This is a genomic window from Rhizobiales bacterium NRL2 (assembly GCA_001664005.1).
Lineage (GTDB): Bacteria > Pseudomonadota > Alphaproteobacteria > Minwuiales > Minwuiaceae > Minwuia.
The window spans coordinates 2375493-2401082 of sequence record CP016093.1 but is presented as its reverse complement, the minus strand read 5'-3'; the positions used below and the strand labels follow the sequence as shown (position 1 = coordinate 2401082).

General features: G+C 67.6%; 22 protein-coding genes. 5 read left to right on the top strand and 17 right to left on the bottom strand.

Going from position 1 to position 25590, the window contains the following annotated elements; translation table 11 throughout:
* Positions 1-48 precede the first annotated feature (48 nt).
* From TEF_11210 to TEF_11195, 4 genes are read right to left on the bottom strand one after another with little or no spacing between them, the layout of a single operon-like run.
* A complete protein-coding gene (locus tag TEF_11210) occupies positions 49-861 on the bottom strand; it encodes a hypothetical protein (GenBank protein ANK81304.1) in 813 nt (270 codons plus the stop codon).
* A gap of 12 nt (positions 862-873) precedes the next feature.
* Positions 874-2493: a citramalate synthase gene (locus TEF_11205; protein ANK81303.1), complete on the bottom strand. Its 1620-nt coding sequence runs from the start codon at positions 2491-2493 to the stop codon at positions 874-876.
* Between the two features lie 33 nt (positions 2494-2526).
* On the bottom strand, positions 2527-3873 hold the full coding sequence (locus TEF_11200) for a glutamate--tRNA ligase (protein ANK81302.1): 1347 nt from the start codon (positions 3871-3873) through the stop codon (positions 2527-2529).
* A gap of 2 nt (positions 3874-3875) precedes the next feature.
* Positions 3876-5534: an NAD+ synthase gene (locus TEF_11195; protein ID ANK81301.1), complete on the bottom strand. Its 1659-nt coding sequence runs from the start codon at positions 5532-5534 to the stop codon at positions 3876-3878.
* A gap of 157 nt (positions 5535-5691) precedes the next feature.
* On the opposite strand from TEF_11195, the gene TEF_11190 reads away from it, so the two are divergent.
* Both TEF_11190 and TEF_11185 read left to right on the top strand, forming a co-directional pair.
* Complete coding sequence (locus TEF_11190) at positions 5692-7584, top strand: transcriptional initiation protein Tat (GenBank protein ID ANK83425.1); 1893 nt, start codon at positions 5692-5694, stop codon at positions 7582-7584.
* Positions 7585-7694: 110 nt separating this feature from the next.
* Entirely contained in the window at positions 7695-8807 is a 1113-nt protein-coding gene (locus TEF_11185; GenBank protein ID ANK81300.1) for a hypothetical protein, read from the top strand.
* Positions 8808-8811: 4 nt separating this feature from the next.
* On the opposite strand, the gene TEF_11180 is transcribed toward TEF_11185, so the two are convergent.
* Genes TEF_11180 through TEF_11170 form a run of 3 tightly spaced genes read right to left on the bottom strand, consistent with a single transcriptional unit; the run spans position 8812 to position 11359 of the window.
* On the bottom strand, positions 8812-9432 hold the full coding sequence (locus tag TEF_11180; GenBank protein ANK81299.1) for a nicotinamidase: 621 nt from the start codon (positions 9430-9432) through the stop codon (positions 8812-8814).
* Positions 9433-9442: 10 nt separating this feature from the next.
* Positions 9443-9685 (bottom strand): AsnC family transcriptional regulator, encoded by a 243-nt coding sequence (locus TEF_11175; protein ANK81298.1) that lies wholly within the window; start codon positions 9683-9685, stop codon positions 9443-9445.
* Between the two features lie 12 nt (positions 9686-9697).
* Positions 9698-11359 (bottom strand): hypothetical protein, encoded by a 1662-nt coding sequence (locus tag TEF_11170; protein ANK81297.1) that lies wholly within the window; start codon positions 11357-11359, stop codon positions 9698-9700.
* Between the two features lie 157 nt (positions 11360-11516).
* On the opposite strand from TEF_11170, the gene TEF_11165 reads away from it, so the two are divergent.
* Positions 11517-12215 (top strand): alpha/beta hydrolase, encoded by a 699-nt coding sequence (locus TEF_11165; protein ID ANK81296.1) that lies wholly within the window; start codon positions 11517-11519, stop codon positions 12213-12215.
* 3 nt (positions 12216-12218) lie between these two features.
* On the opposite strand, the gene TEF_11160 is transcribed toward TEF_11165, so the two are convergent.
* From TEF_11160 to TEF_11130, 7 genes are all read right to left on the bottom strand, one after another.
* Positions 12219-12644: a glyoxalase gene (locus tag TEF_11160; protein ID ANK81295.1), complete on the bottom strand. Its 426-nt coding sequence runs from the start codon at positions 12642-12644 to the stop codon at positions 12219-12221.
* A gap of 3 nt (positions 12645-12647) precedes the next feature.
* The gene (locus TEF_11155) at positions 12648-14663 is read right to left on the bottom strand and encodes a hypothetical protein (GenBank protein ID ANK81294.1); all 2016 of its coding nucleotides are present in this window, start codon (positions 14661-14663) and stop codon (positions 12648-12650) included.
* 10 nt (positions 14664-14673) lie between these two features.
* Complete coding sequence (locus TEF_11150) at positions 14674-16281, bottom strand: methylcrotonoyl-CoA carboxylase (protein ID ANK81293.1); 1608 nt, start codon at positions 16279-16281, stop codon at positions 14674-14676.
* A 72-nt stretch (positions 16282-16353) separates the two neighbouring features.
* Positions 16354-16752: a lyase gene (locus TEF_11145; GenBank protein ANK81292.1), complete on the bottom strand. Its 399-nt coding sequence runs from the start codon at positions 16750-16752 to the stop codon at positions 16354-16356.
* Positions 16749-17192, bottom strand: a complete 444-nt coding sequence (locus tag TEF_11140; protein ID ANK81291.1) for a hypothetical protein — start codon at positions 17190-17192, stop codon at positions 16749-16751. The genes TEF_11145 and TEF_11140 overlap by 4 nt, the downstream gene beginning before the upstream one ends.
* On the bottom strand, positions 17193-17894 hold the full coding sequence (locus TEF_11135; protein ANK81290.1) for a hypothetical protein: 702 nt from the start codon (positions 17892-17894) through the stop codon (positions 17193-17195).
* Entirely contained in the window at positions 17891-19261 is a 1371-nt protein-coding gene (locus TEF_11130) for an aminotransferase (GenBank protein ANK81289.1), read from the bottom strand. Before TEF_11130 ends, TEF_11135 begins: the two co-directional genes overlap by 4 nt.
* A 147-nt stretch (positions 19262-19408) precedes the next feature.
* Here TEF_11130 and TEF_11125 point away from each other — a divergent pair, with 147 nt between their 5' ends.
* Both TEF_11125 and TEF_11120 read left to right on the top strand, forming a co-directional pair.
* Positions 19409-20518, top strand: coding sequence for a hypothetical protein (locus TEF_11125; protein ANK81288.1), 1110 nt, complete (start codon positions 19409-19411; stop codon positions 20516-20518).
* Positions 20519-20525: 7 nt separating this feature from the next.
* Positions 20526-21623: a hypothetical protein gene (locus tag TEF_11120; GenBank protein ANK81287.1), complete on the top strand. Its 1098-nt coding sequence runs from the start codon at positions 20526-20528 to the stop codon at positions 21621-21623.
* A 3-nt stretch (positions 21624-21626) separates the two neighbouring features.
* On the opposite strand, the gene TEF_11115 is transcribed toward TEF_11120, so the two are convergent.
* Genes TEF_11115 through TEF_11105 form a run of 3 tightly spaced genes read right to left on the bottom strand, consistent with a single transcriptional unit; the run spans position 21627 to position 25581 of the window.
* On the bottom strand, positions 21627-22811 hold the full coding sequence (locus TEF_11115; protein ANK81286.1) for a formyl-CoA transferase: 1185 nt from the start codon (positions 22809-22811) through the stop codon (positions 21627-21629).
* Between the two features lie 29 nt (positions 22812-22840).
* Complete coding sequence (locus tag TEF_11110) at positions 22841-24220, bottom strand: hypothetical protein (GenBank protein ID ANK81285.1); 1380 nt, start codon at positions 24218-24220, stop codon at positions 22841-22843.
* The gene (locus TEF_11105; GenBank protein ID ANK81284.1) at positions 24217-25581 is read right to left on the bottom strand and encodes a ribosome biogenesis GTPase Der; all 1365 of its coding nucleotides are present in this window, start codon (positions 25579-25581) and stop codon (positions 24217-24219) included. Before TEF_11105 ends, TEF_11110 begins: the two co-directional genes overlap by 4 nt.
* Positions 25582-25590: the final 9 nt, after the last annotated feature.

Genomic DNA, 25590 nt, shown 5'->3' with positions numbered 1-25590 from the left:
GCGTTCCGGTCGCGGGAGGCCGTGCTATAGGACCGGGGCTGCGGGCTGTCAACCGCCCTTTTCCCCGTCCTTCGCGCCCCTTGTGCCCTGACGGTGGCCGGAGAGACTGCGGACCACACCGAACAGCGTCCTGACCTCCTGCTCACGCAGATCCGCGCGGTGAAACATCGCCCGGATGTTCCGCAGCATGGTGGGCCGCTTGTCGGCAATGCGGTGGAAGAACCCGGCTGCGTCGAGCTCCGCCGAAAGGAAATCGAGGAACGCGGTCATCTGCGCGGCTTCGGCCACGGGCCCGGCCTCCTCCGGCGCCGGAGGCATGGTCGTCGCCTCGCCTGCCGCAAGAGCCGCCAGCCGCCATTCGTAGGAGACGAGCAGAATGGCCTGCGCCAGGTTGAGTGAGGAAAACGCCGGGTTGGCGGTGACCTGGACCACAGCCCGCGCCAGCGCCACGTCGTCATTGTCCAGACCGGCCCGCTCACCGCCGAACAGGATGCCGACCCGCTCGCCCGCGCGCACGCGCCCGACGCCCGTGCTCGCAGCCTCCCTCGGCGTCACCACGGGCTTCGCCATCTCCCGCCCCCGCGCCGTGGTGGCGTAGACGTGATGCAGATCGGCGATCGCTTCCTCGGTGGTCTCGAACAGCCGCGCATGCTCCAGCACCTCGTCGGCGCGGGAGGCCATGGCGCGGGCCGATTCGCTGGGCCAGCCGTCGCGCGGCGCGACGAGACGCATCTCGCCCAGGCCGAAATTCAGCATCGCCCGCGCTGCCGCGCCGATATTCTCGCCCATCTGTGGCCGGACGAGAATGATCGCCGGCTGCGGCAAGGCGGAATCCCTGAAGCGGCGGTCGGTGCCGGCCATGCGCGATGCTGTCTATTCGGCGGCGATGCGGCCCGCCGTGCGGGCGCCGTCGCGGTAGAGCTTGTAGGTGATCGAATCGTGGAGCGCGTCGAAGCTCGCCTCGACGATGTTGCTCGAGACGCCGACCGTGAACCAGCGCTCGCCCGTACCGTCTGCGCTCTCGATCAGGACACGCGTTACCGCTTCGGTGCCGCCGGTCAGGATGCGGACCTTGAAGTCGACGAGACGGAGATCCGACAGTTCGGCGTAGAGTCCGTCCAGCGCCTGCCGCAGCGCCTGATCCAGGGCGTTCACGGGACCGTTGCCCTCACCGACCGTCAGGCGATCCTCGCCCCCGGCCAGTATCTTCACCGTCGCCTCGGAGACGGTGACCAGCTCGCCGCGGGCGTTGAAGCGGCGCTCCACCATCACCCGGAAACGCTCGACGCGGAAATACTCCGGCACCTGCCCCAGGGTCCGGCGCGCCATCAGCTCGAAGCTCGCCTCCGCGCCGTCATAGGAATAGCCCTCGAATTCGCGCTGCTTCACCGCATCCAGCAGGCGGCCGACCCGGGGGTCGTCGTTCTCGACCTCGATGCCGCACTCCTCCAGCCGCGCCAGGATGTTGGAGCGCCCGGCCTGGTCCGAGACCAGCACGTGCCGGCGGTTGCCGACGATTTCGGGGTCGATGTGTTCGTAGGTCTTCGGGTCCTTCTGCACCGCAGAAACATGCAGCCCGCCCTTGTGGGCGAAGGCGCTGTCGCCGACATAGGCCTGATGGCGGTTGGGCGCCCGGTTGAGCAGTTCGTCCAGCAGCCGCGAGGTCTGCGTCAGATGCCTGAGCTCGGTCACCGGAATGCCGGTCTCGAACCGGTCCGCATAGGTCGGCTTCAGCATCAGCGACGGAATCACCGAGATCATGTTGGCGTTGCCGCAGCGCTCGCCCAGACCGTTCAGCGTGCCCTGCACCTGCCGGGCGCCGGCGTGGACGGCGGCCAGACTGTTGGCCACGGCGTTCTCGGTATCGTTGTGGGCGTGAATGCCGATCCGCTCGCCGGGATACTTCGCCGCCACCTCGGCGACGATCCGCTCGACGTCCGCCGGCAGGGTGCCGCCGTTGGTATCGCAGAGCACGACCCAGCGCGCACCGCCTTCCAGAGCCGCCTCGATACAGGCCAGGGCGTAGTCGGGGTTGTCGCGATAGCCGTCGAAGAAGTGCTCGGCGTCGAACATGGCCTCCCGCCCGCGCTCGACGGCGGCGGCGATGCTCTCGCGGATGGAGACGAGGTTCTCCTCGCGCGGAATCCCCAGGGCAAGATCGACATGGAAGTCCCAGGACTTGCCCACCAGGCAGACGGCGTCCGCCTGGGCGCCCAGCACCTGCGACAGGCCCGGATCGTTGGAGACGGAACGGCCCGCGCGCTTGGTCATGCCGAAGGCGACCAGCTTGGCGCGGCGCAGCCTGGGCGGGTTCTCGAAAAAGCTGGTGTCGGTCGGGTTCGCACCCGGCCAGCCGCCTTCGATGTAGTCCAGCCCTAGCTGGTCGAGTGCGAGCGCAATGGTCCGCTTGTCCTCGACCGAGAAGTCGACGCCCTTGGTCTGCGCACCATCGCGCAACGTGGTGTCGAACAGGTAGAGGCGTTCCTTGCTCATCGCATTCACTTCGCCAGCGAAGTCCCTGGTGGATCAGGCTGTTTCGCCCCGAAGGCGCCGCACGGCCCGGTCGCGGCCGATGAGGGGTAGCAGCTTTTGCATCTCCGGTCCATGTTCCCGGCCGGTCAGCGCCAGCCTGAGCGGGCGGAACAGCGCCTTGCCCTTGCGGCCGGTTTCGGCTTTCAGGAGGTCGGTCCAGGTCTTCCAGCTTGTCTCGTCCAGGTCGCCTTCCGGCAGCAGTCCGGCAGCCTCGGCACAGTAGTCCGGCTCCTCGATCGTCGGCACGATGGCCTCTTCGATCCGGTCGATCCAGGCCTGGAAGTCGTCGAAGCTGTTCAGATTGCCTCGAACGGCCTCCCAGATGGCGAGCACGGCCGGCCGGTGATCGCCCAGCCTCCGCGCCGCCTCGTCGGGTTCCAGCCCGTGAACGAACTGTGCGGACAGGCGTTGCAGCTCGGCCATGTCGAAGCGCGCGGCGGCGCGGCCAAAGGCCGAAAGGTCGAACGCTTTCCCCGCCGCCTCGTTGCTGCGGAACAGTTCCACCGGTTTCGACGTACCGAGCCGCGCCAGCAGACTGACAATCGCGACCGGCTCGATGCCGGCCTCACGCAGCGCCGCGACTGTCAGGCTGCCGGCGCGCTTCGACAGCGGTGCGCCATCGGTGTCGACCAGCAGCGCGAAGTGACCGAAGGCCGGCGACGCGTGGCCCAATGCTTCGAAAAGCTGGATCTGGGCAGCAGTGTTGGCAACGTGGTCCTCGCCGCGGATGACTTGGGTGATCCCGAACTCGCCGTCGTCGACGGTCGAGCTGAGCGTGTAGAGGGGCCGCCCGTCCTCCCTGATCAGCACGGGATCGGAGAGCGAGGCGGCGTCCACCTCCTGGCGCCCGCGCACCAGATCGTCCCAGACCACCCGCTCCTGCGTCAGCAGGAACCGCCAGTGCGGCCGCCGCCCCTCCGCCTCCAGAGCGGCGCGCTGTTCGTCGGTCAGGCGCAGCCCCGCGCGGTCATAGACCGGCGGCCGGCCCGCGGCGCGCTGCAGCCCGCGCTTGCGCTCCAGTTCCTCCGGCGTCTCGTAGCAGGCGTAGAGGCGCCCCTGCCCTTTCAGCACCTCGATGGCGGCGGCGTAGCGTTCCGTCCGTTCCGACTGCCGGGCAAAACGGTCCCAGCGCAGTCCCAGCCATTTCAGATCCCGCAGGATGTCCTCCTCGTAGGCGGTCTCCGACCGGCCGCCGTCGGTGTCGTCGATCCTGAGCAGGAAGTCGCCGCCATGATGGCGCGCGAACAGCCAGTTGATCACCGCCGCCTTGATGTTGCCGAGGTGGAGCTGGCCCGTCGGGCTGGGCGCGAAGCGGACGCGGGGCGCGGAGGGTTCGGCCATGATTATCCAGTCTCCCGGAAGGCGTTGGTGATGGGAAACCGGCGGTCGCGGCCGAAACTCCGGGTGGTCACCTTGACCCCGGGCGCAGTCCGGCGGCGGCGATGCTCGGCGCGATGGAACAGGTATTCGACATGGCGCACGACAGCCGCGTCATGGCCCCGTTCGACCACTTGCCGGGCCGACATCTCGCCTTCGATCAGGCACTCGAGCATGTCGTCGAGCTCATCGAAGGCCGGCAGGTCGCCGGCGCCGACCGCAATCGACGGCCGCGCCGCCGCAGGCATTTCGATCAGGCTCTGCGGCAGCACCCGGCCATCGGGTCCCAGCCCGCCGGCGGGCCGGTTGGCGTTGCGCCACTCGGCCAGAGCCCTCACCGTCGTCCTGTAGAGATCCTTGAGCACGCCGAAGTCGGCGAATTCGTCCTCGTGGAGCGTATCGAGCCCGACCGAGATTTCCGACTTGTTGCCCGTGCCGAGCAGCAGATAGCCACTGCGTTCGGCCAGCGCCGTCAGCATCGATCCCCGCGTCCGCGCCTCGAGATTGCGGTCGACAGTGTCGGGCTGGCCCTCACCGAAGGCCGGGCCCAACGCGGCATTGAGCGCGGAGAGGCTGTCGGCGATCGGACAGACATCGAGCCTGACGCCCAGCAGCGCCGCCACCGCTTCCGCATTCCGGCGGCGGTCCGCATCCGTCGCCTCGGATGTCAGCATGGTGCACCAGACCCTTTCGGGCCCGACCGCATCGACGGCGATGGCGGCGCTGAGCGCCGTGTCGATGCCGCCCGACAGACCGAGAACCACGCCCGGGAAGGCGTTCTTCTCCGCAAAGTCCCTCAGCCCCAGCATCACCGTGCGGTAGATCGCGTCCACATGTCCGAGAGGAGCAATGTCCGTCCCGGGCACGCAGCGCCAGGCCTCACCGTTGCGCCGCCAGTCCGTGACGCAGAGCATCGGCTCGAACTCCGGCAGGCGGACCGGGGTGCGGAGATCGGCGTTCAGCGCGAATGAGCCGCCGTCGAACACGAGCTCGTCCTGCCCGCCGACCAGGTTGAGATAGAGCAGCGGCAGGCCCGTTTCGGTGACCCGCGCGACGGCGCCGTTGATCCGCAGATCCGGCTTGGTCACGTCGAAGGGCGAACCGTTGGCGACGATCAGGATCTCCGCGCCGGTCTCCTGCAGGCACTCGGCCACATCCGGGGACCACATGTCCTCGCAGAGCATCACCCCCAGCCGCACGCCACGGCAGGAAAGCGGACCGGGCAGCGGCCCTTCGGCGAACTGCCGCTTCTCGTCGAAAACGCCATAGTTGGGCAGGCGGTGCTTGAACGTCGTGGCCTGCACGGCGCCGCGGTCCAGCATCATCGCCGCATTGTGCAGCCGGCCATCGGCCCGCCAGCAGCCGGTCATCAGCATCGCCGGTCCGCCATCGCCGGTTTCCGACGCCAGATCCTCGACCGCCCGGATGGCCGCCGTCTGGAAGGCGGGCTGGAACAGCAGGTCTTCGGGCGGATAGCCGGTGACGAACATCTCCGGAAAGGCGATCAGGTCGGCCCCGGCAACGGCGGCCTCGGCGCGCAGCATCCGCGCCAGCGCGACATTGCCGGCGATGTCGCCGACGGTCGGATTGGCCTGTGCCAGTGCTATTCTGAGTGTGTCCGGCATGCAGCTTCTCTAGACCACATCCGCACCCTGCGGAACAGCCCGCGCGGACACCGGTGTCACGGCGATGCAGCATTGCGGGAGTATCTACATGGATCAAATGTGCCGGCGAATGAGGATCGCGCTGGCGACGACGCCCCGACCATCGATGGAGACCATGATGTCAGAGCAGAAGCTGACTGAAATCTCGTTCGACGAGTTCGACGAACTCAACAATCCGCCGGTCGAGACGACGGATTTCGACCGGATCGCCGCGCGCCGCTATTCCCGTCGCGCCTTCGTCGGCGGCGCCGCGGCGTTGGGCGCGACGGCAATGTTCCTGGGCACCTCCGCGCTGACCCGTCCGGCGCACGCTGCGGGCCGCTTCGGGTTCGCGCCGGTCGAGGCCAACACGCTGGACACGATCACGCTGCCGAAGGGCTACAACTGGCACACGGTCGCCGTCTGGGGCGAGCCGATGTGGTCCGACGCGCCCGAGTTCGACCATGCCACACGCGGCAGCGCCGACAGCCAGGCCCGCGCCTTCGGCGACAACAATGACGGCATGGCGCTGTTCACCCGCGACGGCCGCTACGTTCTCGCGGTCAACAACGAGTACACGAACCGGAAGGTCATCTGGGGCAACCGGGAGAATGACAAGCCGGCGGGCGAGGACGACATCCTCAAGGGCATGCTGGCCCACGGCGTCTCGGTCGTCGAGATCACCTGGCAGGACGGCAAGTGGTCGATCGTCAGGGACAGCGCGTTCAATCGCCGGATCACGCCGCAGACGCCCATGGAGATCACCGGCCCGGCACGCGGTCACGACCTGATGAAGACCGCCGCCGACCCGGCCGGAGCCCGGACGCTCGGCACCTGGAACAATTGCGGCAATGGCCGCACGCCCTGGGGCACCTACCTGACCTGCGAGGAGAACTTCAACGGATACTTCTCCTCGTCCCACGAGAACCCCGCGATCACCGACGCGATGAAGCGCTACGGCATCGGCCCGAAGGACTGGGGCTATGACTGGGCGACGGTGGACGAGCGTTTCGACATCGCAAGACACCCGAACGAGCCGAACCGCGCCGGCTACGTCGTCGAGATCGATCCCCTCGACCCGGCCTCGACACCGAAGAAGCGAACCGCTCTCGGCCGCTTCAAGCACGAGAACGCCGAACTGGTCGTCGCCAATGACGGGCGCGTTGTCGTCTATCTCGGCGATGACGAACGCGGCGAGTTCATCTACCGCTTCGTCTCCGACCGCAGGTACGTGGCTGGCGGCGACAACGCCGACCTGCTGGAAGATGGCAGGCTCTACGTCGCCAGGTTCCATGACGACGGCCGCGGCGCGTGGCTGGAACTGACGCCGGAGACCACGGGCATGAAGTCCCGGGCCGAGATCTGCATCCACACCCGGCAGGCGGCCTCGGCGGTGGGCGCCACGACGATGGACCGCCCCGAATGGGTCGCGGCCAATCCGATGAAGGCGGAAGCCTATTGCTGCCTGACCAACAACAGGCACCGGGCCGCCAGGCCGAATGCCGGCGGCGACCCCACCCCGGTCAACGGCCCGAACCCGCGCGCGGCCAACAACTACGGCCAGATCGTCCGCTGGGTCCCCGACAACGAGGACCACACGGCCAGCACATTCTCGTGGGACCTGTTCGTCATGGCCGGTAATCCGGCCGTCCACAGCGACGCCTATGCGGGCTCGGAGAACGTGACCCGGGAAAACATGTTCAACTCGCCCGACGGTCTCGCCTTCGATTCCACGGGCCTGATCTGGATCCAGACCGACGGCAACGACTCCGACGAGGGCGACTTCACCGGCATGGGCAACAACCAGATGCTTATCGGCGACCCGGCGACCGGCGAGATTCGGCGCTTCATGGTTGGTCCGAAGGAGTGCGAGATAACCGGATTCGCCTGGACTCCGGACCGGCGCACCGTCTTCATCGGCATCCAGCATCCGGGTGATTCAGGCAAGAGCCACTGGCCGGGGGGCGGCGACGCCGTCCCGCGCTCGGCGGTCATCGCCATCCGCCGCGACGACGGCGGCGTGGTCGGCTGAGTTTCCGCCCAGCCGTGGGATAACGCGGGAGAAGGCGGCAGGTTCCGGTTCGCCACCTTTTTTCCAATTCGAAGCAGATTCGGGTACCATGGCCCCACGGCCCGGCAGTCGTGGAGCAGATCATGCAACGCACAGCCACCATCATCGCCGCCCTTCTGCTGCTTGCCGGCTGCGAGCTTCTGCAGAGTTTCGAGAACCCGACGATCACGGATACCACCGACCCGTGGATGAGTGGCGATTCACGCGTGCTGACCGCCGAGATCGACGTGCCTTCCGGTTACGAGCTCGTGGCGGTCTACGCCCGTTTCAGCCGCCACCACTGGCCCGGACCGGCCGACGCGCACGAGGCGGTAGCGACTCTCCAGCCCGGCGGAATCTATCGGGCCACCCCGGCGCAGGCCGTGGCCTCACTGACGGCGGATCACCTGTTCTACGAATGGTTCCTGGACTACCGCCTGCCGGACGGCAACGAGATCGCCACGGCGCGCTCAGGCCGGCAGGACTTCGTCGTCGGCTGCAGCGAGAACGCCATCAACGCCACCATCGACACGCTGAGGGCGCTCACTGCGCAGTTCGCGACCTCACAACCGCATTTCGACCTGGTTCTGCCGGGCTACGGAGCCGTACCGCATGGCAACACCAGCCTGGCCGGCATCGGCGTCACGTTCGCCGGCGCGGCGAGTATCTTCACGAGCAATCAGGTGACCATGGAGGCGCCCGGATTGCTGTTCTTCGCTCCGCGGGCCCGCGAGGCGGGCGAAACGGAAGCCGCCTACAACGCCGCGATCGCGAACCCGCTCGGCTTCGCCGGCCCCTACCGCCTGATCGGCGGCGCCTGGGGCAAGATCATGGACGACGCCGAACGACGTCCATCTCTGGGCTGCATCCCCTCGAGCGAATGGTTCCTGCACGAAGCCGGATACCATCTGCAGAGCGGCGTCATGGCCCTGCGTGCACCGGACGAGGATGTCGCCGGAGAGACGGTCGTCGACGACCTGACCCCAACCCCGGGTCTGGAAGCGCCGACACCGAACAATGTGCTGATGTGGCATCCGCGCGTCTGGGACCTGCATCTGTGGCTGCCGCAGCAGGCCGGCGAGCGCACGGCGCTGTCGATCTTCGCGCCGTTCGACGTGCCCGGCGCCGGGGCATGCTCGCCCATGCCGGACGACCCGGTGGACTGCAGTTCGCGTGTCTTCTTCTACCCGGAGACCTTCGAGTAGGGAATCAGGCGCGCTCGAGCAATTCGACGCCCGCCGCGCGCATGTCGTGGAGCGCCTTGTCGAGCGAGCCATCGAGGTCGATGGCCCGGCAGCCTTCGAGCACGACAGAGACCTCGAAGCCGATCCGGCGGGCGTCGAGCGCCGACCAGGCGACGCAGAAGTCGGTCGCCAGCCCGACCATGACAATCCGTTCGAAACCGCGCTCGCGGCAGTAGCCGCCAAGGCCTGTGGGCGTCCGCTGATCGTTCTCGAAGAAGGCGGAGTAGCTGTCCAGATCGGGGCGATAGCCCTTGCGCACGATCATCTCGGCCCGGCCGATGTCGAGATCGGGGTGAAACGCCGCGCCGCCGGTGCCCTGGACGCAGTGATCGGGCCACAGCGTCTGCGGTCCATAGGGCGCGTCGATGCTCTCGAAGGGCGCACGGCCCGCGTGATGACTTGCGAAGGAGAAATGATCCGCCGGGTGCCAGTCCTGCGTCGCGGCGGCATGGTCGAACTGGCCGGCGAGCCTGTTGGCGACGGGAACGACCGAGTCGCCATCGGCAACGGCGAGTGCGCCGCCGGGACAGAAATCGTTCTGGATATCGATCAGCAGCAGCAGGTCGCGCGCGGTGTCGAACGCCATCACCGCCGGCTCAGGAGAAGGCCTTGAAGGTGATCGTGGTGAACGTGTCCTTGATCCCCGGCAGGCGCTGGATGCTCTCGCAGACGAAGTGGCCGATATCCTGCTCGTCACTGAGGTAGCACTTCATCAACAGGTCCCATTCCCCTGAAACGGAATGAACTTCCGAGACCTGCTCGATCTCCTGGATGGCCGCATCGGCGACGTCATAGCTCTCACCGAGCTGGCACTTCACCCAGATGAAGATCGTCTGCATCGACTGTCCCGATCAGTTGGCGTCGCGCTGGTTCCGCAGGGGCCTCTGCAGGAACGCCGGCACATGGTCGCCCAGACCCTTGGGCGTGTCACCCCGGTTCTGGTTCTGGCGGCCCTTGCCGGCCGGCGGATCGGCCCGGCGCGCGGCGCGGCTGTCGCCGTCGCCATTGGGCAGCGCAGGCTCCTTCGCCGGCTCGTCTGCCGCCTCCGCCTCGGCCTTGGGCGCACGGCGCGCACGCTTCGGCTTGGCCTCGGCGTCCGCTTCGGCCGCAGCCGGGGCCTCGTCCTTCCTGGCCGCAGAACGGCGCTGGCGTTTCGGTTTCGGCTTGGCCTCGGATTCGGTCTCCGGCTTCGCCTCGGCTTCGGCCTCGGGCGCCGCCACGGCATCGTCCTTCTTCGCAGCCTTGCGTCGCTGGCGCTTTGGCTTGGCCTCCGCTTCCGGCTCCGGCGCGGATTCGGACGCTTCCTTCTTCGCCGGCGAACGGCGCCGGCGCGAGGGCTTCGCTTCGGCCTCGGCCGTCTCCCCGCTCTCCGCGGTCGCAGCGCCGGCCTTGTCGATGCCCTGGCTGTCCACTTCGGCGATCGGCTTCTTGATCAGCTGCACGATGGCGTTGAGCTGTTTTTCCTCGCGCGGGGTCACCAGCATGAACGCCTTCCCGCGCATGCCGGCGCGGCCGGTACGGCCGATGCGGTGGACGTAGTCTTCGGCATGGAAGGGGACATCGAAGTTGAAGACATGGCTGAGGCCCTGGATGTCGAGGCCGCGCGCCGCAACATCGGAGCAGACCATGAACCGCGCCTTGTCGGTCTTGAACTTCTCCAGCGTCGCCATGCGGTCGGCCTGGTCCATGTCACCGTGCAGCGCGACGGCGTCATAGCCGTGCTTCTGCATCGACTTGAGCAGGGTCTTCACGTCGATCTTGCGGTTGCAGAAGATCAGCGCGTTGCGGACGTTCTCCGCCTCGATCAGCTCGAACAGGGCCGCGCGCTTGTCGTCGTCGCGGGTACGGAAAATGCGCTGTTCGACGGTTTCCGCCGGCGAGGCCGGCGGCGCCACCTCGACCTCCTTCGGGTCGGTCAGGAACTTGTCGGCCAGCCTGCGGATCGGCTTCGCCATGGTCGCAGAGAAGAACAGGGTCTGCCTGTTGGCGGGCAACAGGGAGACGATCTTCTCGACATCGGGGATGAAGCCCATGTCCATCATGCGGTCGGCTTCGTCGATGACGAGGAACTGCACGCCACGCAGCATCATCATGCCGCGGTCGAACAGGTCCAGCAGACGGCCGGGCGTGGCGATGATGATGTCGCAGGTGCCTTCCAGGTCGGCTTCCTGCTCCCGGGAATTGACTCCGCCGATCACCAGCGCGCGCTTCAGCCCGTGATGTTCGGCGTAGACATCGAAACTGTCGGCGACCTGTGCCGCCAGTTCGCGCGTCGGCTCCAGCACCAGCGCGCGCGGCATGCGGGGCTTGGAGACCCCCTGCGCCATCACGTCGATCATCGGCAGCAGGAAAGCCGCCGTCTTGCCGGTTCCCGTCTGCGCCGTACCCAGCAGGTCGCGGCCCATCAGGACATGAGGAATGGATTTTTGCTGGATCGGGGTCGCTGTGCGATAGCCGGCGGCGTCTACTGCGCGGCAAACCTCGTCACTGAGGCCCAGATCCCTGAACGTCATTGGATTACTAATACCGGAACTCCTTCGGACGCGTGGCCCCGGAAACGCATTGTCCGTCGGGCCCGCGGCGGTTTAACTCTGAGCAAACCGTTCTGAGAGGTGACGTAATGGTGGCGCTATCCCTTGTCAATCGCGGACTTCAGGGGCGTATGGACGCATGAGCAGAGCGAATGTCGTGCTCGTTCCCGGCCTGCTCTGCACCGAACGGCTGTGGCGCGACCAGGTCGCCGCGCTGGAGCCGGCCGCGGACATCGTCATTCCCCGCCACGACCTGGACGACAACATGGCCGCCATCGCAAGGCGGGTGCTGGACGCCGCGCCGGCGCGGTTCGCGCTCGCGGGGCTTTCCATGGGCGGCTACATCGCCTTCGAGATCTGGCGTCAGGCGCCGGAGCGCGTCGAGCGCCTGGCGCTGCTGGACACCCGCGCCAGCGGTGACACGGCCGAGGAAACGCAGCGGCGAAAGGACCTTCTGAAACTCGCGCACAAGGGCCGCTTCACCGGAATCCACGAACGGCTGATGCCCTTGCTGATCCACGAGGACCGGCTGAAGGAGGCAGCCCTGACCGCCGCCATCGCCGGCATGGCCGAGGAGACGGGACGCGACGGCTTCGTCAACCAGACGAAGGCGATCATGGCCCGCCCTGACAGCCGGGAGACCTGCCAGACCGTCGACGTGCCGACGCTGGTGCTCTGCGGACGCCAGGACGCGCTGACGCCGCTCGCCATGAGCGAGGAGATGGCCGGCCTGATCCCCGGCGCACGGCTGGAGGTGATCGAGGACTGCGGCCACATGTCGGCCATGGAACGCCCGGAAGCGGTGAGTGATGCCCTGAAACGGTGGCTGGCGGCCTAGCCCTCAGACAGGCAGCGTGACGTTGCCCTCGGCATCCAGCGGAAATCCGGGATTCCACGCCACCTCCCACAGATGCCCGTCCGGATCGGCGAAATAGCCGGTATAGCCGCCCCAGAAGGCTTCCTCCGCCGGCCGGACGACGCGGCCGCCCGCGGCTTCCGCTTCGGCCAGAACCGAATCGACCTCGTCGCGGCTGCGGGTGTTGTGCGCGACAGCCACACCGCGGAACCCGCCGCCGTCATCCGGCACGCCCGCCTCCTTCGCCAGATTCTCACGCGGGTACAGGCCGAGCGCGACCCCGCCGCACTGGAAGAAGGCGACGCCGCTGGCTGCGCGCATCGACCGGCGCCAGCCCAGATACTCGTAGAAGGCGACGCTCCGTTCGAGATCGGCGACGCCGAGCGTCAGCAGCGTGTAGCGTTGTTCCATCGTCTATCCCGTCTCCAGCGCGATCAGCACCGCGCCTTCGTCCACCTGGTCGCCTTCGCCGAAATTGACTTCCTGGACAGTGCCGGCGGCCGGCGCAGCGATGGTGTGTTCCATCTTCATCGCCTCCAGGATCATCAGCGCCTCGCCCTTCTTCACCTTCCGGCCGGCTTCCGCCATGACCTTGATGATCTTGCCGGGCAGCGGCGCGGCGATGGCGCCGGCGGCGGCCTCGTCGGAGAGGTCGGCATCCAGCGGATCGACGATCTCGAAGGCCAGCAGCGCGCCATCGTGGATCACCGAAATCCGGCCGCGCTCCAGATGGTAGGCGGCGTGCATGCGGTCGCCATCCAGCGTCGCCACCAGGTCGCCATGCCGGTTCAGCGCGTGGCTCGCCGTCCTGGTTTCGCCGCCGGCCTCGAGACGGAAGCCGCCGCCGCGCAGATAGCGCACGATCACCGGATGCTCGTCGCCGCCGACGCGGAAGCGCAGCTCCTCATGGCCGTCATCATTCAGCCGCCAGCCATGAGCATCGTTCCAGGGGCTGAAAGGATCGCTGTCATGAGCCGGCCTGCGCGCGGCCTCCCGCTCCGCCAGCACGGCCAGCGCCGCCAGTGCGAGCGTCCGTGGGCCGGGTTCCGGCTTCGCCGGCACCAGATCCTGCTGGAACCGCTCGATGAAACCGGTGTCCAGGTCCGCGGCCTCGAAGGCCGCATGGTCGATCACCCGCTTCAGGAAGAACACGTTTGTGGTCAGCCCCACGACGCGGGTGGCGTCCAGCACACCCGAAAGCTTGCGGATCGCCTCGCCGCGGTCGCGGCCATGGGCGATGACCTTGGCGATCATCGGATCGTAGAACGGGGTCACGCTGTCGCCCTCGCGGACGCCGGTATCGATGCGCACGCCCTCACCCTCCGGTGGAAAGCGGAGCATGTCGAGCCGGCCCGTGGCTGGCAGGAACATCTTCGACGGATTCTCGGCGTAGAGCCGCGCCTCGATGGCATGGCCCTCGATGGTGAGGTCCGCCTGGGCCAGCGGCAGCTTCTCGCCGGCGGCGACGCGGATCTGCCACTCCACCAGGTCCTGGCCGGAGATCAGTTCGGTGACCGGATGCTCCACCTGCAGGCGCGTGTTCATCTCCATGAAGAAGAAGCGGTCCGGGCGGAGACCTTCCGAGACATCGGCGATGAACTCGATGGTGCCCGCGCCGCGGTAGTCGATGGCCTTCGCCGCGGCGACCGCCGCCTCGCCCATCGCCTTCCGCATGGCCTCGGGCATGTCCGGCGCCGGCGCTTCCTCGATCACCTTCTGGTGGCGGCGCTGGATGGAGCAGTCGCGCTCGAACAGATGCACCGCATTGCCGTGGCTGTCGCCGAAGACCTGCACCTCGATGTGGCGCGGCTTGACCAGGAACTTCTCGATCAGCACCCGCTCGTCGCCGAAAGCGTTCTTCGCCTCCCGCTGGGCGCCTTCCAGCGCCTTCTGGAAGTCCTTCTCGCCGTCGACGCGGCGCATGCCCTTGCCGCCGCCGCCGGCGACGGCCTTGATCAGCACGGGGAAGCCGATGCGACCCGCCTCGGCGGCCAGCACCGACAGATCCTGATCCTCGCCGTGATAGCCGGGCACGACCGGCACGCCGGCCTTTTCCATGATGGCCTTGGCGGCGTCCTTCAGCCCCATCCTGCGGATTGAGTCGGCGCTGGGACCGATGAAGGTCAGACCCTCCTTCTCGATGGCCTCGGCGAAGGCCGCGTTCTCCGACAGGAAGCCATAGCCCGGATGGATGGCGCGGGCGCCGGTGCGCTTCGCGGCCTCCAGGATGCGGTCGGCCAGCAGGTAGCTCTTCGTGACCTCGGACTCGCCGATGCGGCAGGCCTCGTCGGCCATCTGGACGTGCATGGCGTTGGCGTCGGCGTCGGAATGCACGGCGACGGTGCGGATGCCGAGGCGGCGGGCGGTGCGGATGACGCGGCAGGCGATCTCGCCGCGGTTCGCAATCAGTATCTTTTCGAACAATGCCATCTCTGCCGCCTCACATCCTGAACACGCCGAATTTCGTATCCTCGACGGGCCTGTTCAGCGCCGCCGAGATGGCCAGCCCCAGCGTCATGCGGCTGTCGGCCGGGTCCAGCAGACCATCGTCCCAGATGCGCGAGGTGGCGAAATAGGGATCGGACTGTTCCTCGAACTGCTCGATGATCGGCCGCTTGAATTCCGCCTCTTCCGCGTCCGACCACGTCTTGCCCTGGCGTTCGTGATTGGCGCGGGTGACCGTCGCCAGAACGCCCGCGGCCTGCTCCGGCCCCATCAGGGCGAGCCGGGCGCTGGGCCACATCCACAGGAACCGCGGCCCGTAGGCGCGCCCGCACATGCCGTAATTGCCGGCGCCGTATGAGCCGCCGACCACCATGGTGAACTTCGGCACCTTCGTCGTGGAAACGGCGGTGACCAGCTTGGCGCCGTCCTTGGCGATGCCGCCCGCCTCGTACTTCCGCCCGACCATGAAGCCGGAGATGTTCTGCAGGAAGATCAGCGGCACGTGGCGCTGGCTGCAGAGTTCGATGAAGTGCGCGCCCTTCATGGCCGATTCCGAGAACAGGATGCCGTTGTTGGCGACGATGCCCACCGGATAGCCGAAGATGCGCGCGAAGCCGCAGACCAGCGTCTGGCCGTAGAGCTTCTTGAACTCGTCGAACTCCGAGCCGTCGACCATGCGCGCGATCAGTTCGCGCACGTCATAGGGCTGGCGCACGTCCCGGGGCAGCACGCCGTAGAGCTCCTCCGGGTCGTAGGCCGGCGCCTGGGGGCGCTCGATCCGCACCGACTTCGGCTTGAGGCGGTTCAGGTTGCCGACGATCTGCCGCGCCAGCGCCAGGGCGTGGGCGTCGTTCATGGCGTAGTGGTCGGTGACGCCCGAGGTGCGGGAATGGACGTCCGCACCGCCCAGATCCTCCGCCGAGACGATCTCGCCCGTCGCCGCCTTCACCAGCGGCGGGCCACCGAGGAAGATAGTGCCCTGCTGGCGGACAATGATCGCGTCGTCGGACATGGCCGGCACGTAGGCGCCGCCGGCGGTGCAGCTTCCCATAACCACGGCGATCTGCGGGATGCCGGCGGCCGACATGTTGGCCTGATTGTAGAAGATGCGCCCGAAATGCTCCTTGTCGGGGAAGACCTCGGGCCACTGCGGCAGGTTTGCGCCGCCCGAATCGACCAGGTAGATGCAGGGCAGGTTGTTCTCCAGCGCCACTTCCTGCGCCCGGACGTGCTTCTTCACCGTCTCGCGGTAATAGGTGCCGCCCTTCACGGTCGCGTCATTGCAGACGATGACGCATTCCAGCCCCGACACCCGGCCGATGCCGGTGATGACGCCGGCGGAGGGAACCTCGCCGTCATACAGGCCCCAGGCGGCGAGCTGACTGAACTCCAGGAAGGGCGCGCCGGGATCGACCAGGGCGCGGATGCGCTCGCGCGGCAGCATCTTGCCGCGCTCCAGATGGCGGTTGCGGGCGCGCTCCCCGCCGCCCTGCTTGATCTCGCCGACGCGTTCTTTCAGACGGCCGACCTCGCCGCGCCAGAAGTCCATGTTGGCCCTGAACACGTCCGAGCGCGTGTTGAGTTCGGATTTCAGTACCGGCATCCGGCGTCGCTCCCCTGCACCGTGACGATTGCGCCGATATTGAGCATGTTTGGCCGGACTCGGGAACCCCGATCAGGGCTGTCCCGCTGTCGCCTGCTGACGCGGGAAGGTCACCACCTCGATCCGGTTCCCGTCGCGGTCGCGGATGAAGGCTGCGTAGCAGGTCGTCACCGCCACCTGCCTTTCGCCCGGCGCGCCGTCGCCGGTTCCGCCTTCGGCCAGGGCAATGCGGTGGAACGCATCGACCGTTGCCCGGTCCCGCGCCCTCAGGCAGACATGGAAGCCCGTATCGGCCCGCGCCGAGGGAGCGTCGGGCCGGGCGTTCAGCCAGAATTCCGGATAGCGCCTGCCGAAACCGACGGTCGCCGGCCTGTCCGCCAGCACCGTGAATCCGAGCGGCGCGAGAACCTTACGATAGAAATCCGCCGCCGCCTTCAGGTCGCGGACCTGGATGGAGACGTGATCGATCACGGCTTCACGGTTCGGGCGAAATCCACGGCGATCTCTCGTCGGGTGAAGCGCCATCCCGCGTCCGTGCGCACGAAGGTGTCACGGTATTCGCCGACGATGTCGGGCACTTCCGACGGGCGCACCCGTTCCGGCCGTTCGTGGTCGTCATGGCGGTGAAGCGTCAGATAGACCACGCCGGTGGCGTTGTTCCGGTCGATGACGTTCACCAGCGCGTTGGTGCAGACATGGCGCGAACGGCGGTGCGTCGCGGCTTCGCGCCGCCCGAACCCCGCCTCGATTTCGGCGCGGCCGGTCATGGTGTTGTCGGGCGAGGTCCAGACCCCGTCATCGGTGAACTGATCCGCGATCCGCGACGCCTCGCCGTGGTCGACGAAGTGGCAGTACTCGATCATCAGCCGCTCGCAGGCGCGCTCGATCAGCATGCGCTCGATATCGTCCATTCACTCGATCTCCCGGCTGAAGGCGGCGTTCGCCTCGTCGAAAATGCGATATTCCTGGCGGTTCCAGAAGACCCGTCCGGTCATGTCGTCGGCGGCAAAGGCCGCAAGCCACTTCGCCGTCGGATAGACGTCTGCCGGATCCTGCGGCGCCTCGGGGTTCATGCCCGACCGCGTCGGCCCGGGGATCAGGCCGTTGACCAGCACGCCCGTGCCCACGCATTCGCGCGCCGCCGTTCGCGTCAGGGCATAAAGCCCCGCCTTCGACGCGCCGTAGGCGCCGAAGCCCTTCGCCCCGGTTTCCGCGGCCCGGGAGAGCGTGTTGACGATGTGTCCCCCGCCCTGTGCCCGCATCAGCGGTATCGCCGCCTTCATGCCGTAATAGGGGCCGAGAAGATTGACGCGGATCAGCTTCTCGAACTGGTCGGGCGCGTGATCGGGGATCGCGGTGCGGAAACCGAGGCCGGCATTGTTGAACAGCACGTCGAGCCGGCCGTGTTCTCCGGCGACGGAACGGATGAGATCGCCCACCGCCGCCGCGTCGCTGACATCGCATTCGCGCAACGTGAAGTCCGTCGCGCCGTCGAGTAGCGCCACGTCCGCGCCGACCACCGTCGCCCCGTCGGCGTGGAAGCCTTCGGCGATGGCCCGGCCGATCCCGCTCGCCGCGCCGGTGACGATGATGACCTTGCCGCGGACGCTCACCGCGTCGCGGCCGCCGCCTTCGGGGCGAAGTCCCCGAGCCCCTGCCGGAGCAAGTCGACGATCATACCGATCTCTTCGTCGGTAACGTTGAGCGGCGGCGTGACCAGGAAATGGTCGCCGCGGAGGCCGTCCAGCATGCGCCGGGAATAGATGATCAGCCCCCGGTCGTAGCAGGCCTGGGCGATCTCGCTGCCGGCGTTGAGTTCCGGCGGCAGAGGGATGCGCTTCGTGCGGTCGGCCATGACGTCGAAGCCGAGCATCAGCCCCCGGCCCCGCACTTCGCCGATGAACGGAAACTCGTCCATCAGTCCTTCCAGCGCGGCCTTCAGCTTCGCGCCCTGGCGGGCGGCGTTGGCCACCAGACCGTCCTCCTTCAGCACGTCCATCACGGCGAGACCCGCAGCGCAGGCCAGCGGCCCGGCCGAGTATGTATGGCCGTGGGCGTAGCCGCCGGCGTCGTAGACCGCTTCGACCATTTCGCCCCTCGCCAGCACCGCGCCGAGCGGCACGTAGCCGGCGGCCAGGCCCTTGGCCATCGCGATGATGTCGGGGTTGGCGTCCCAGTGCTCGGCGCAGAGGTACTTGCCGCTCCGGCCCGAACCGCACATCACCTCGTCGTAGATCAGCAGCAGCCCGTGGCGGTCACAGATCTCCCGGACGCGGGCATAGTAGACGTCCGGCGCGATCAGGCCGCCGGTCGCCGCGCCGCCGATCGGTTCCATGATGAAGGCCAGCACCGTCGAGGGGCCCTGGTTGATGATCTCGTCTTCCAGCGCCTGAGCAAAGCGCAGCGCCGCTGCATCCTCGCTCTCACCTTCGGGCCGCTCCACCACGAAGGGCGCCGGGATCTTGGGCTGGATCTGCATCATCGGCGCGAAGGGCGCGAACATCGCGGGATCGCCGGTCAGCGAAAGCGCGCCAAGGGTAGAGCCGTGATAGGAAGGCAGACGGGAGATGATCTTGTATCGGGTCCCCTCCCCCTTCGCGAGGGCGTACTGGCGCGCAAGCTTGATCGCGCCCTCGACCGCTTCGGAGCCGCCGGAACAGAAGAAGGCGCGGGTGAGGCCCTTGTCCTGGCCCAGATCCGCCAGCCGGTCGGCCAACGTCTCGGCGGGGCCGTTCTTGAAATGGCTGCGGAAGGCGAAACAGATATCGTCCATCTGCGCGCGCATGGCCTCGACCACGCGGCGGTTGTTGTGGCCGATATTCGTGGTCTGGGGCCCGCAGCTCGCGTCGACATAGCGGCGGCCCTCGTCATCCCAGATGAAGATGCCCTCGCCCCGGACCGCGACCGGGCGGTCGGCGGTGGGCCAGAAGAACATGGAGGACGGCTGATTGCGGCCGTGGCGCGGCGCGAATTCGTTCATGGCGGTCTCCCCTCCCGGCGTCTCGATCGGGGCAAGAGTAGACCCGCCGCCGGCGCGCCGCCAGCGCAACGGCCGCAATCGCGGGTTGAGACTCGCAGGTTCCCGAAATACCTTGTTCATTCCCGGGGCTCGCAGGAAAGCAGGGATATGGACACTCAGGCGCCACTCAGCGTTCCGGACGCCCGGGAGCCGGAACGTCCGCGCTGGACCAGCATCACCTATGACGGCGAGCGGAAGGCGTTCAGGCGGCTGCTGATGCGGGAGGCGCCGCTGATCGCCGCGACCGGCGGCATCTACTGGTTCTGGGCGCGCACCCGCGTGCGCCGCTTCATCTGGGCGCATACCAAGATCAACGGCACGCCGCTGGAGTATTCGGGCCGCGGTCTGGAGCTGTTTCTCGGTTTCGTCATTGCCGGCGCGCTGTTCGCCCTGACCTACTGGCTGTTGCAACTCGCCGTGCTGAGCGCCGGCTTCGGCCCGCTGGAAGGCACCGTCGTCTCCCTCGGCGTCTACGCCCTGTTCTTCACCTTCCTCTATGCGCTGGCCGCCTATCGCACGCGCCGCTACATGGTCCGCCGCACATCCTGGCGCGGCATACGCTGTGGTCTGGAAGGATCGAGCCTCGGCTTTGTCCGCCACGCCCTGCCCGCGGCGCTGGCCACCGTGTTCACGCTCGGGCTGGCCTTTCCCTGGCTCAATGTCGTGGTCCAGCGTTATCTGATCGAGAACATGTCCCTCGGCAGCGCCCGCTTCCACTATGACGGGCGAGGCCGGGAGCTGTTCAGGCCCTGGCTGGCGGTCTGGTTGCTGCTGCTTCCAACGGCCGGTTACGCGCTCGTCTGGTGGCGGGGCCGCGCCATGCGCTACCACTACAACGCGACACGGATGAACGGGCTGGCGCTGAATTCCTCGCTCGATCCCTGGAAGATCGTCGTCATCTCGATCATCGGCGGTCTGCTGATCGGTCTGCTTTTCTACCTGCCGGCGGGTCTCGTCTTCGCCGCCGCCGGCGCTGCGACCACCGCTGTCGGCAATCTCGCCGCCATCGCCGTGGCTGGCGTCATCGCCTTCTCCGTCTTCTTCGCCGCCGCCTGGGCCATATTGCTCTATTTCGTCGAGTACCGCATCACCGAGCACGCCCTGCAGGCCCTGCTGATCAGCGGCAGCATGGACTGGAACGACATCGAGCAGGTGCATCCGCAGGCCGCCGGTCCGGGCGACGGCCTCGACGCCGTGCTCAGCATGGACGGAATCTGACCTCGTCATGGAAGCGCCATGGAACCGCTCCAGGGCGACATTCTCGGACGGACGCACCGCCGCGATCCACGATGTCGAAGTCGACATTGCCCCCGAGGGTATTGGAATCGAGGGGGACGACGTCAGCATCCACTGGGGCGAGGCCGGGCTGGAGGTCGTCGATGCCCCGGCCAATGCAAAGGCGCTTCGCCTCGGTCACGCGGATCATGACGGCGCGCGCCTGCTGCTGGAGGGCGAGGCCCTGGTGGCGCAAGTGCGCGATGCCCTGCCCGGCCTGCTGGCGCGGCGTCCGGACAGCCGAAAATACGACCTGAAGAAGCTGGGCGTCTGGGGCGGCGCAGTGGCGGCGCTGGCGGCGCTCTTCTTCCTCTTCCTGCCGGCAATCGTCTCCGGCGTCGCCGCGCTGATTCCCCAGTCGGTCGAGAAACGTCTCGGCGACCAGGCTCTGGCGGCCTTCTCGCAGTTCTTCGACGGCATGGAAAACGAATGCCGGGAGCGCGGGGGACAGCAGGCGCTCGACTGGATGGTGGCGCAGATCATGGACGGCGCGCGGATGGAACGCGGCGTCGATGTCCGTGTCGTACCGGTCGACATGGTCAACGCCGTGGCCTTTCCCGGCGGCAGGGTCCTGATCTTCGACGGCCTGATCCAGCAGGCCGAAAGCGCCGAGGAAGTCGCAGGCGTCGTCGCCCACGAACTCGGCCATGTGGAGAACCGCCACGGGATGGAGCGGATGGTCCGCGACAGCGCCATCAGCGCCGTCCTCAGCGTCTTCGCGCCGGGCGCGGCCGGCGACATCGGCAGCGAGCTTGGCGGCGCGCTGCTGACCCAGTCCTATGGCCGCGATGCCGAGCGGGAGGCCGACGCCTTCGCCGTCGAAACACTGAACCGCATCGGGGTGACCACCGGCGGCATGGCGAGCTTCTTCGAACGCATGGCGCAGAAACACGATGCCGGCCAGGGCGGCTCGCTGTTGCAGTACCTGGCCAGTCACCCGGCGCCGACCGAGCGCGCCGAGACCATCGCCGCGCGCGGCACCGGCGACGAACCTATCCTCAGCGACGCCGAATGGCGCGCGCTGAAGGCGATCTGCCCGAAAGACTGAGGTTCAGACGATGCGCTTGTCGCGGAATTCCGCAATGGCGTCGGCGCCGTAGCCGAGCTCGCCCAGGATTTCCTCGGTGTGCTCGCCGAGCACGGGCGCACGGTGACGGATGCCGCCCGGCGTCTTCGACAGGTTGATGGGCGCGCTGGCCACCGGCGCGGGCTTCGGCAGGTTCGGAAACTCGACGTCCTGCAGGAAGCCCATGGCCTGGACATGCGGATCGTCCAGGGTCTGCTGCGGCGTATAGAGAGGCCCGGCCGGCACCGAGGCCGCGGCGTACTCCGCCAGCACCTCGTTGGTGGTCTTGTCCTTCGCGTGCTCGCGGGCGATCTCGGAGAGAATCTCGCTGTTGTTGCCGCGGTCGAGGTCGTCGGCGAAGCGCGGATCGTCGATCAGGTCGGGGCGGCCCACCAGCTTCGCCCAGCGCTCGAACAGGGGACGCCCGACCACCTGGACGATGAACCAGCCATCCTTCGTCGGAACGATGTCGCTCGGGCCCGAGGTCTGGCCTCGATTCATGGTAGGCTTGCGGTTGATGCCCAGCATCGCCTGCTCGATCAGCGCGGCGTTGCCGATCGTCAGCGCCGAACGCACCAGCGCGCCCTCAACCATCTGGCCCTCGCCGGTCTCCTTGCGGTGCATCAGGGCCACCAGCGTGCCGATCGCCGACATCATCGCGGTGGTGAAATCCACCCAGGGGCCGGCGAACTTCACCGGCTGGTCCTCGCTGCCCGACATGTAGGTGGAGCCCGACATGACCTGGCCGATGCCGTCGAAGCCGACGCGGTCGCTGTAGGGGCCGCCATGGCCGAAGGCGGAAACCGTGGTCAGGACGATGTCCGGCTTCATCGCCTTCAGGCTGTCGTAATCCAGTCCCATGGCCTTCAGGCCCTGAGGGGGCAGATTGGCGACCACCACGTCGGCGGTCTCAACCAGCTTCTTCACGATCTCCCGGCCTTCCGGCTTCATCGGGTTGAGAGTGAGGCCACGCTTGTTGCGGTTGATCTGCAGGAACAGCGCGCCGATGCCGTCATCGTTGACCGGCGTGGTCCAGCGGTCTTCGGAACCGGCCAGCTTCTCGATGCGGATGACGTCCGCGCCGAATTCGGCCAGCAGGCTGGCGCAGTACGGTCCCGCGATATAGCGGCCGAAATCCAGCACACGGTATCCGCTCAGAACTCCCGACATCGCTCCCCTCCCCGAAAAAGAATGCCGCTCTATCGTCGATCGATACGCATCTTCATACCGAAGCGCGGGCGCAAGGTCACGCGCCCTTGCGGCTGGACCGGGTGTCCGGGCTTCAGCGTCAACCGGTAACGGCGGCCGAGCACGGCCAGGACCATGCGCGCCTCGAGCTGCGCGAAACCGGAGCCAATGCAGATGCGGGGGCCGCCGCCGAACGGGAAATAGGCGTGCTTGTGGCGCGCATAGACCTCGTGATCGGCGAAGCGCTCCGGATCGAAGCGGTCGGGCTCCGACCAGAGCTTCGGATTGCGGTGGGTGATCCACGGCACGGCGGAGACGATGGCCCCCTTCGGGACCGCCAGTTCGCCGCCCAGCCGGTCGTCCTTCTCCGCCGTGCGGCTGATGGAGAAGGCCGGCGGGTATAGCCTGAGCGTCTCGTCGATGACCATGCGCGTACGCTCCAGCGTGCGCATGTCATCGAAATTCGGCCGGCGGTCGCCCAGCACCGAATCGATCTCGGCGTGGAACTTCGCTTCTTCCTCCGGGTGCACGGACAGCAGATAGAACGCCCAGCTCAGCGCCTGCGCCGTGGTTTCGTGACCGGCCGCGAACAGGGTCATCACCTCGTCGCGGAGCTGCCGGTCGGACATCCCCTCCCCGGTTTCCGGATCGCGGGCGTCCAGCAACATCTGCAGCAGATCCTCGCGCGCGGCCTCGCCCGCCGTCCGGCGCTGGTCGATGATCGCGTAGATCATGCTGTCGAGGGTCTTCATCGCCTCGCGCACCTTCGGGTCGCGGTAGCGCGGCAGCCATTCCGGCAGACCCAGGAAATCGATCGGCGAAAGGCGCCCCAGGTTCTCGATCAGGATCGACACCGCCTTGCCCAGCCGGTCGATGTCGCCCGCAATGTCGGAGGTGAACAGCGTCCGCGCCACGATCTCCATGGTCAGGCGCATCATCTCGTGGGCGATGTCGACATGGCGGCCGGTATCGGCATGCGCCGCCCAGCGTTCGGCTGTCGCCTCGGCGCTGTCGACCATGATGCCGGCCAGCGCCTGCAGCCGCTGGAAATGGAAGGCCGGGGCGGCGATCCGGCGTTGACGCCGCCAGAAATCGCCTTCTGCGGTCAGCAGCCCGTTGCCCAGCGCGGGCCCCAGGATCTGCCGGTTCAGCCGGCCCTTGGTGTAGATCTCCGGCTTGGCGACCAGCATCTCCTTGATCAGGTCGGGCCGGTTGACGATGACGAAGGTCTGGAAGGCGAAGCGGCGGACCGAATAGTCCTTGTCGAAGATGTAGTCGGGATAGAGATCGATGACGTTGTCGCGCATCACCCGCATGGTCTCGATCACGCCGAGCCGCCGGTTCATGCCGGGATGGCGCAGACTGGGCGCGCCCTGTCCGGTATCCGTCATCGTCGCTTGCCCGCCTTCTCCTCGTAGGGGTTGTGGCTCTTGCGCAGCATCATTCTGACCGGCACGCCATGCAGGCCGAACGCCTCGCGCAGCCCGTTCACCAGATACCGCTCATATGCGTCCGGCAGTTCGCCGCCGGAAGAGGTGAACAATGCGAAGGTCGGCGGCCGCGACTTGGCCTGCGTCAGATAGCGGATGCGGAAACGCCGGCCGTTGACCAGTGGCGGCGGATGGCGCGCCGTCATCTCCTCCAGCCAGCGATTGAGGCGTGCCGTCGGCACGCGGAGGTTCCAGGCTTTGTAGGCCTTGATGACGGCGGGCATCAGCTTGTCGACGCCGCGGCCGGTCAACGCCGAGAAGGCGACGATCGGCACGCCCCGGGCCTGGGCCAGCTGCTGCTCCAGTCGATAGCGGAGTTCGCGCATGACTTCGGGACCGTCATCAAGCAGATCCCACTTGTTGATGCCGATCACCAGCGCGCGGCCCTCTTCCAGGGTCTGCCGCGCGAGGACCAGATCCTGACGCTCCAGAGGCTGGGTCGCGTCGGCCAACAGCACCACGACTTCGGCGAACTGCACCGCACGCAGCCCGTCGGCCACCGCCAGCTTCTCCAGCTTCCGGTTGACGCGCGACTTCCGCCGCATGCCGGCGGTGTCGAACAGGCGCACCGGATGGCCATTCCATTGCCAGTTGATCGAGATGGAATCCCGGGTGATGCCCGCTTCCGGACCGGTCAGCAGGCGGTCCTCGCCGATCATCCGGTTGATGAGCGTGGACTTGCCCGCATTGGGACGTCCGACGACGGCGAGCAGCAGCGGCTTCTCCGCCTCATCGGCGGCGGCGTCCCGGCCGGCCCGTTTCGTCGTCTCCGGCGCCAGCGCCTCGATGGCGTCCTTGAGATCGACCAGGCCCTCGCCGTGCTCCGCCGAGACGCCAACGGGATCGCCGAGCCCCAGTTCATAGGCTTCCAGCCGGCCCGGTTCGCCGGCGCGGCCCTCGCACTTGTTGGCGACGACGATGACCGGCGTGCTCTGCTCGCGCAGCCAGCCCGCGAAATGGCTGTCCAGCGGCGTCAGGCCGGCGCGGGCGTCGTACATCAGCAGCGCCACGTCCGCCTCGGCAAGCGCCATCTCGGTCTGCTGGCGCATCCGGGCTTCCAGACTGTCGTCGAAGGCTTCCTCCAGTCCGGCGGTGTCGATCACGCGGAAACGGAGCGTCCCGATGCGTCCCTCGCCCTCGCGGCGGTCGCGGGTAACACCGGGCAGGTCATCGACCAGCGCCAGGCGCTTGCCGACCAGCCTGTTGAACAGCGTCGACTTGCCGACATTGGGTCGGCCCAGAATGGCGATAGTGAGGCTCATGGAAGCCCG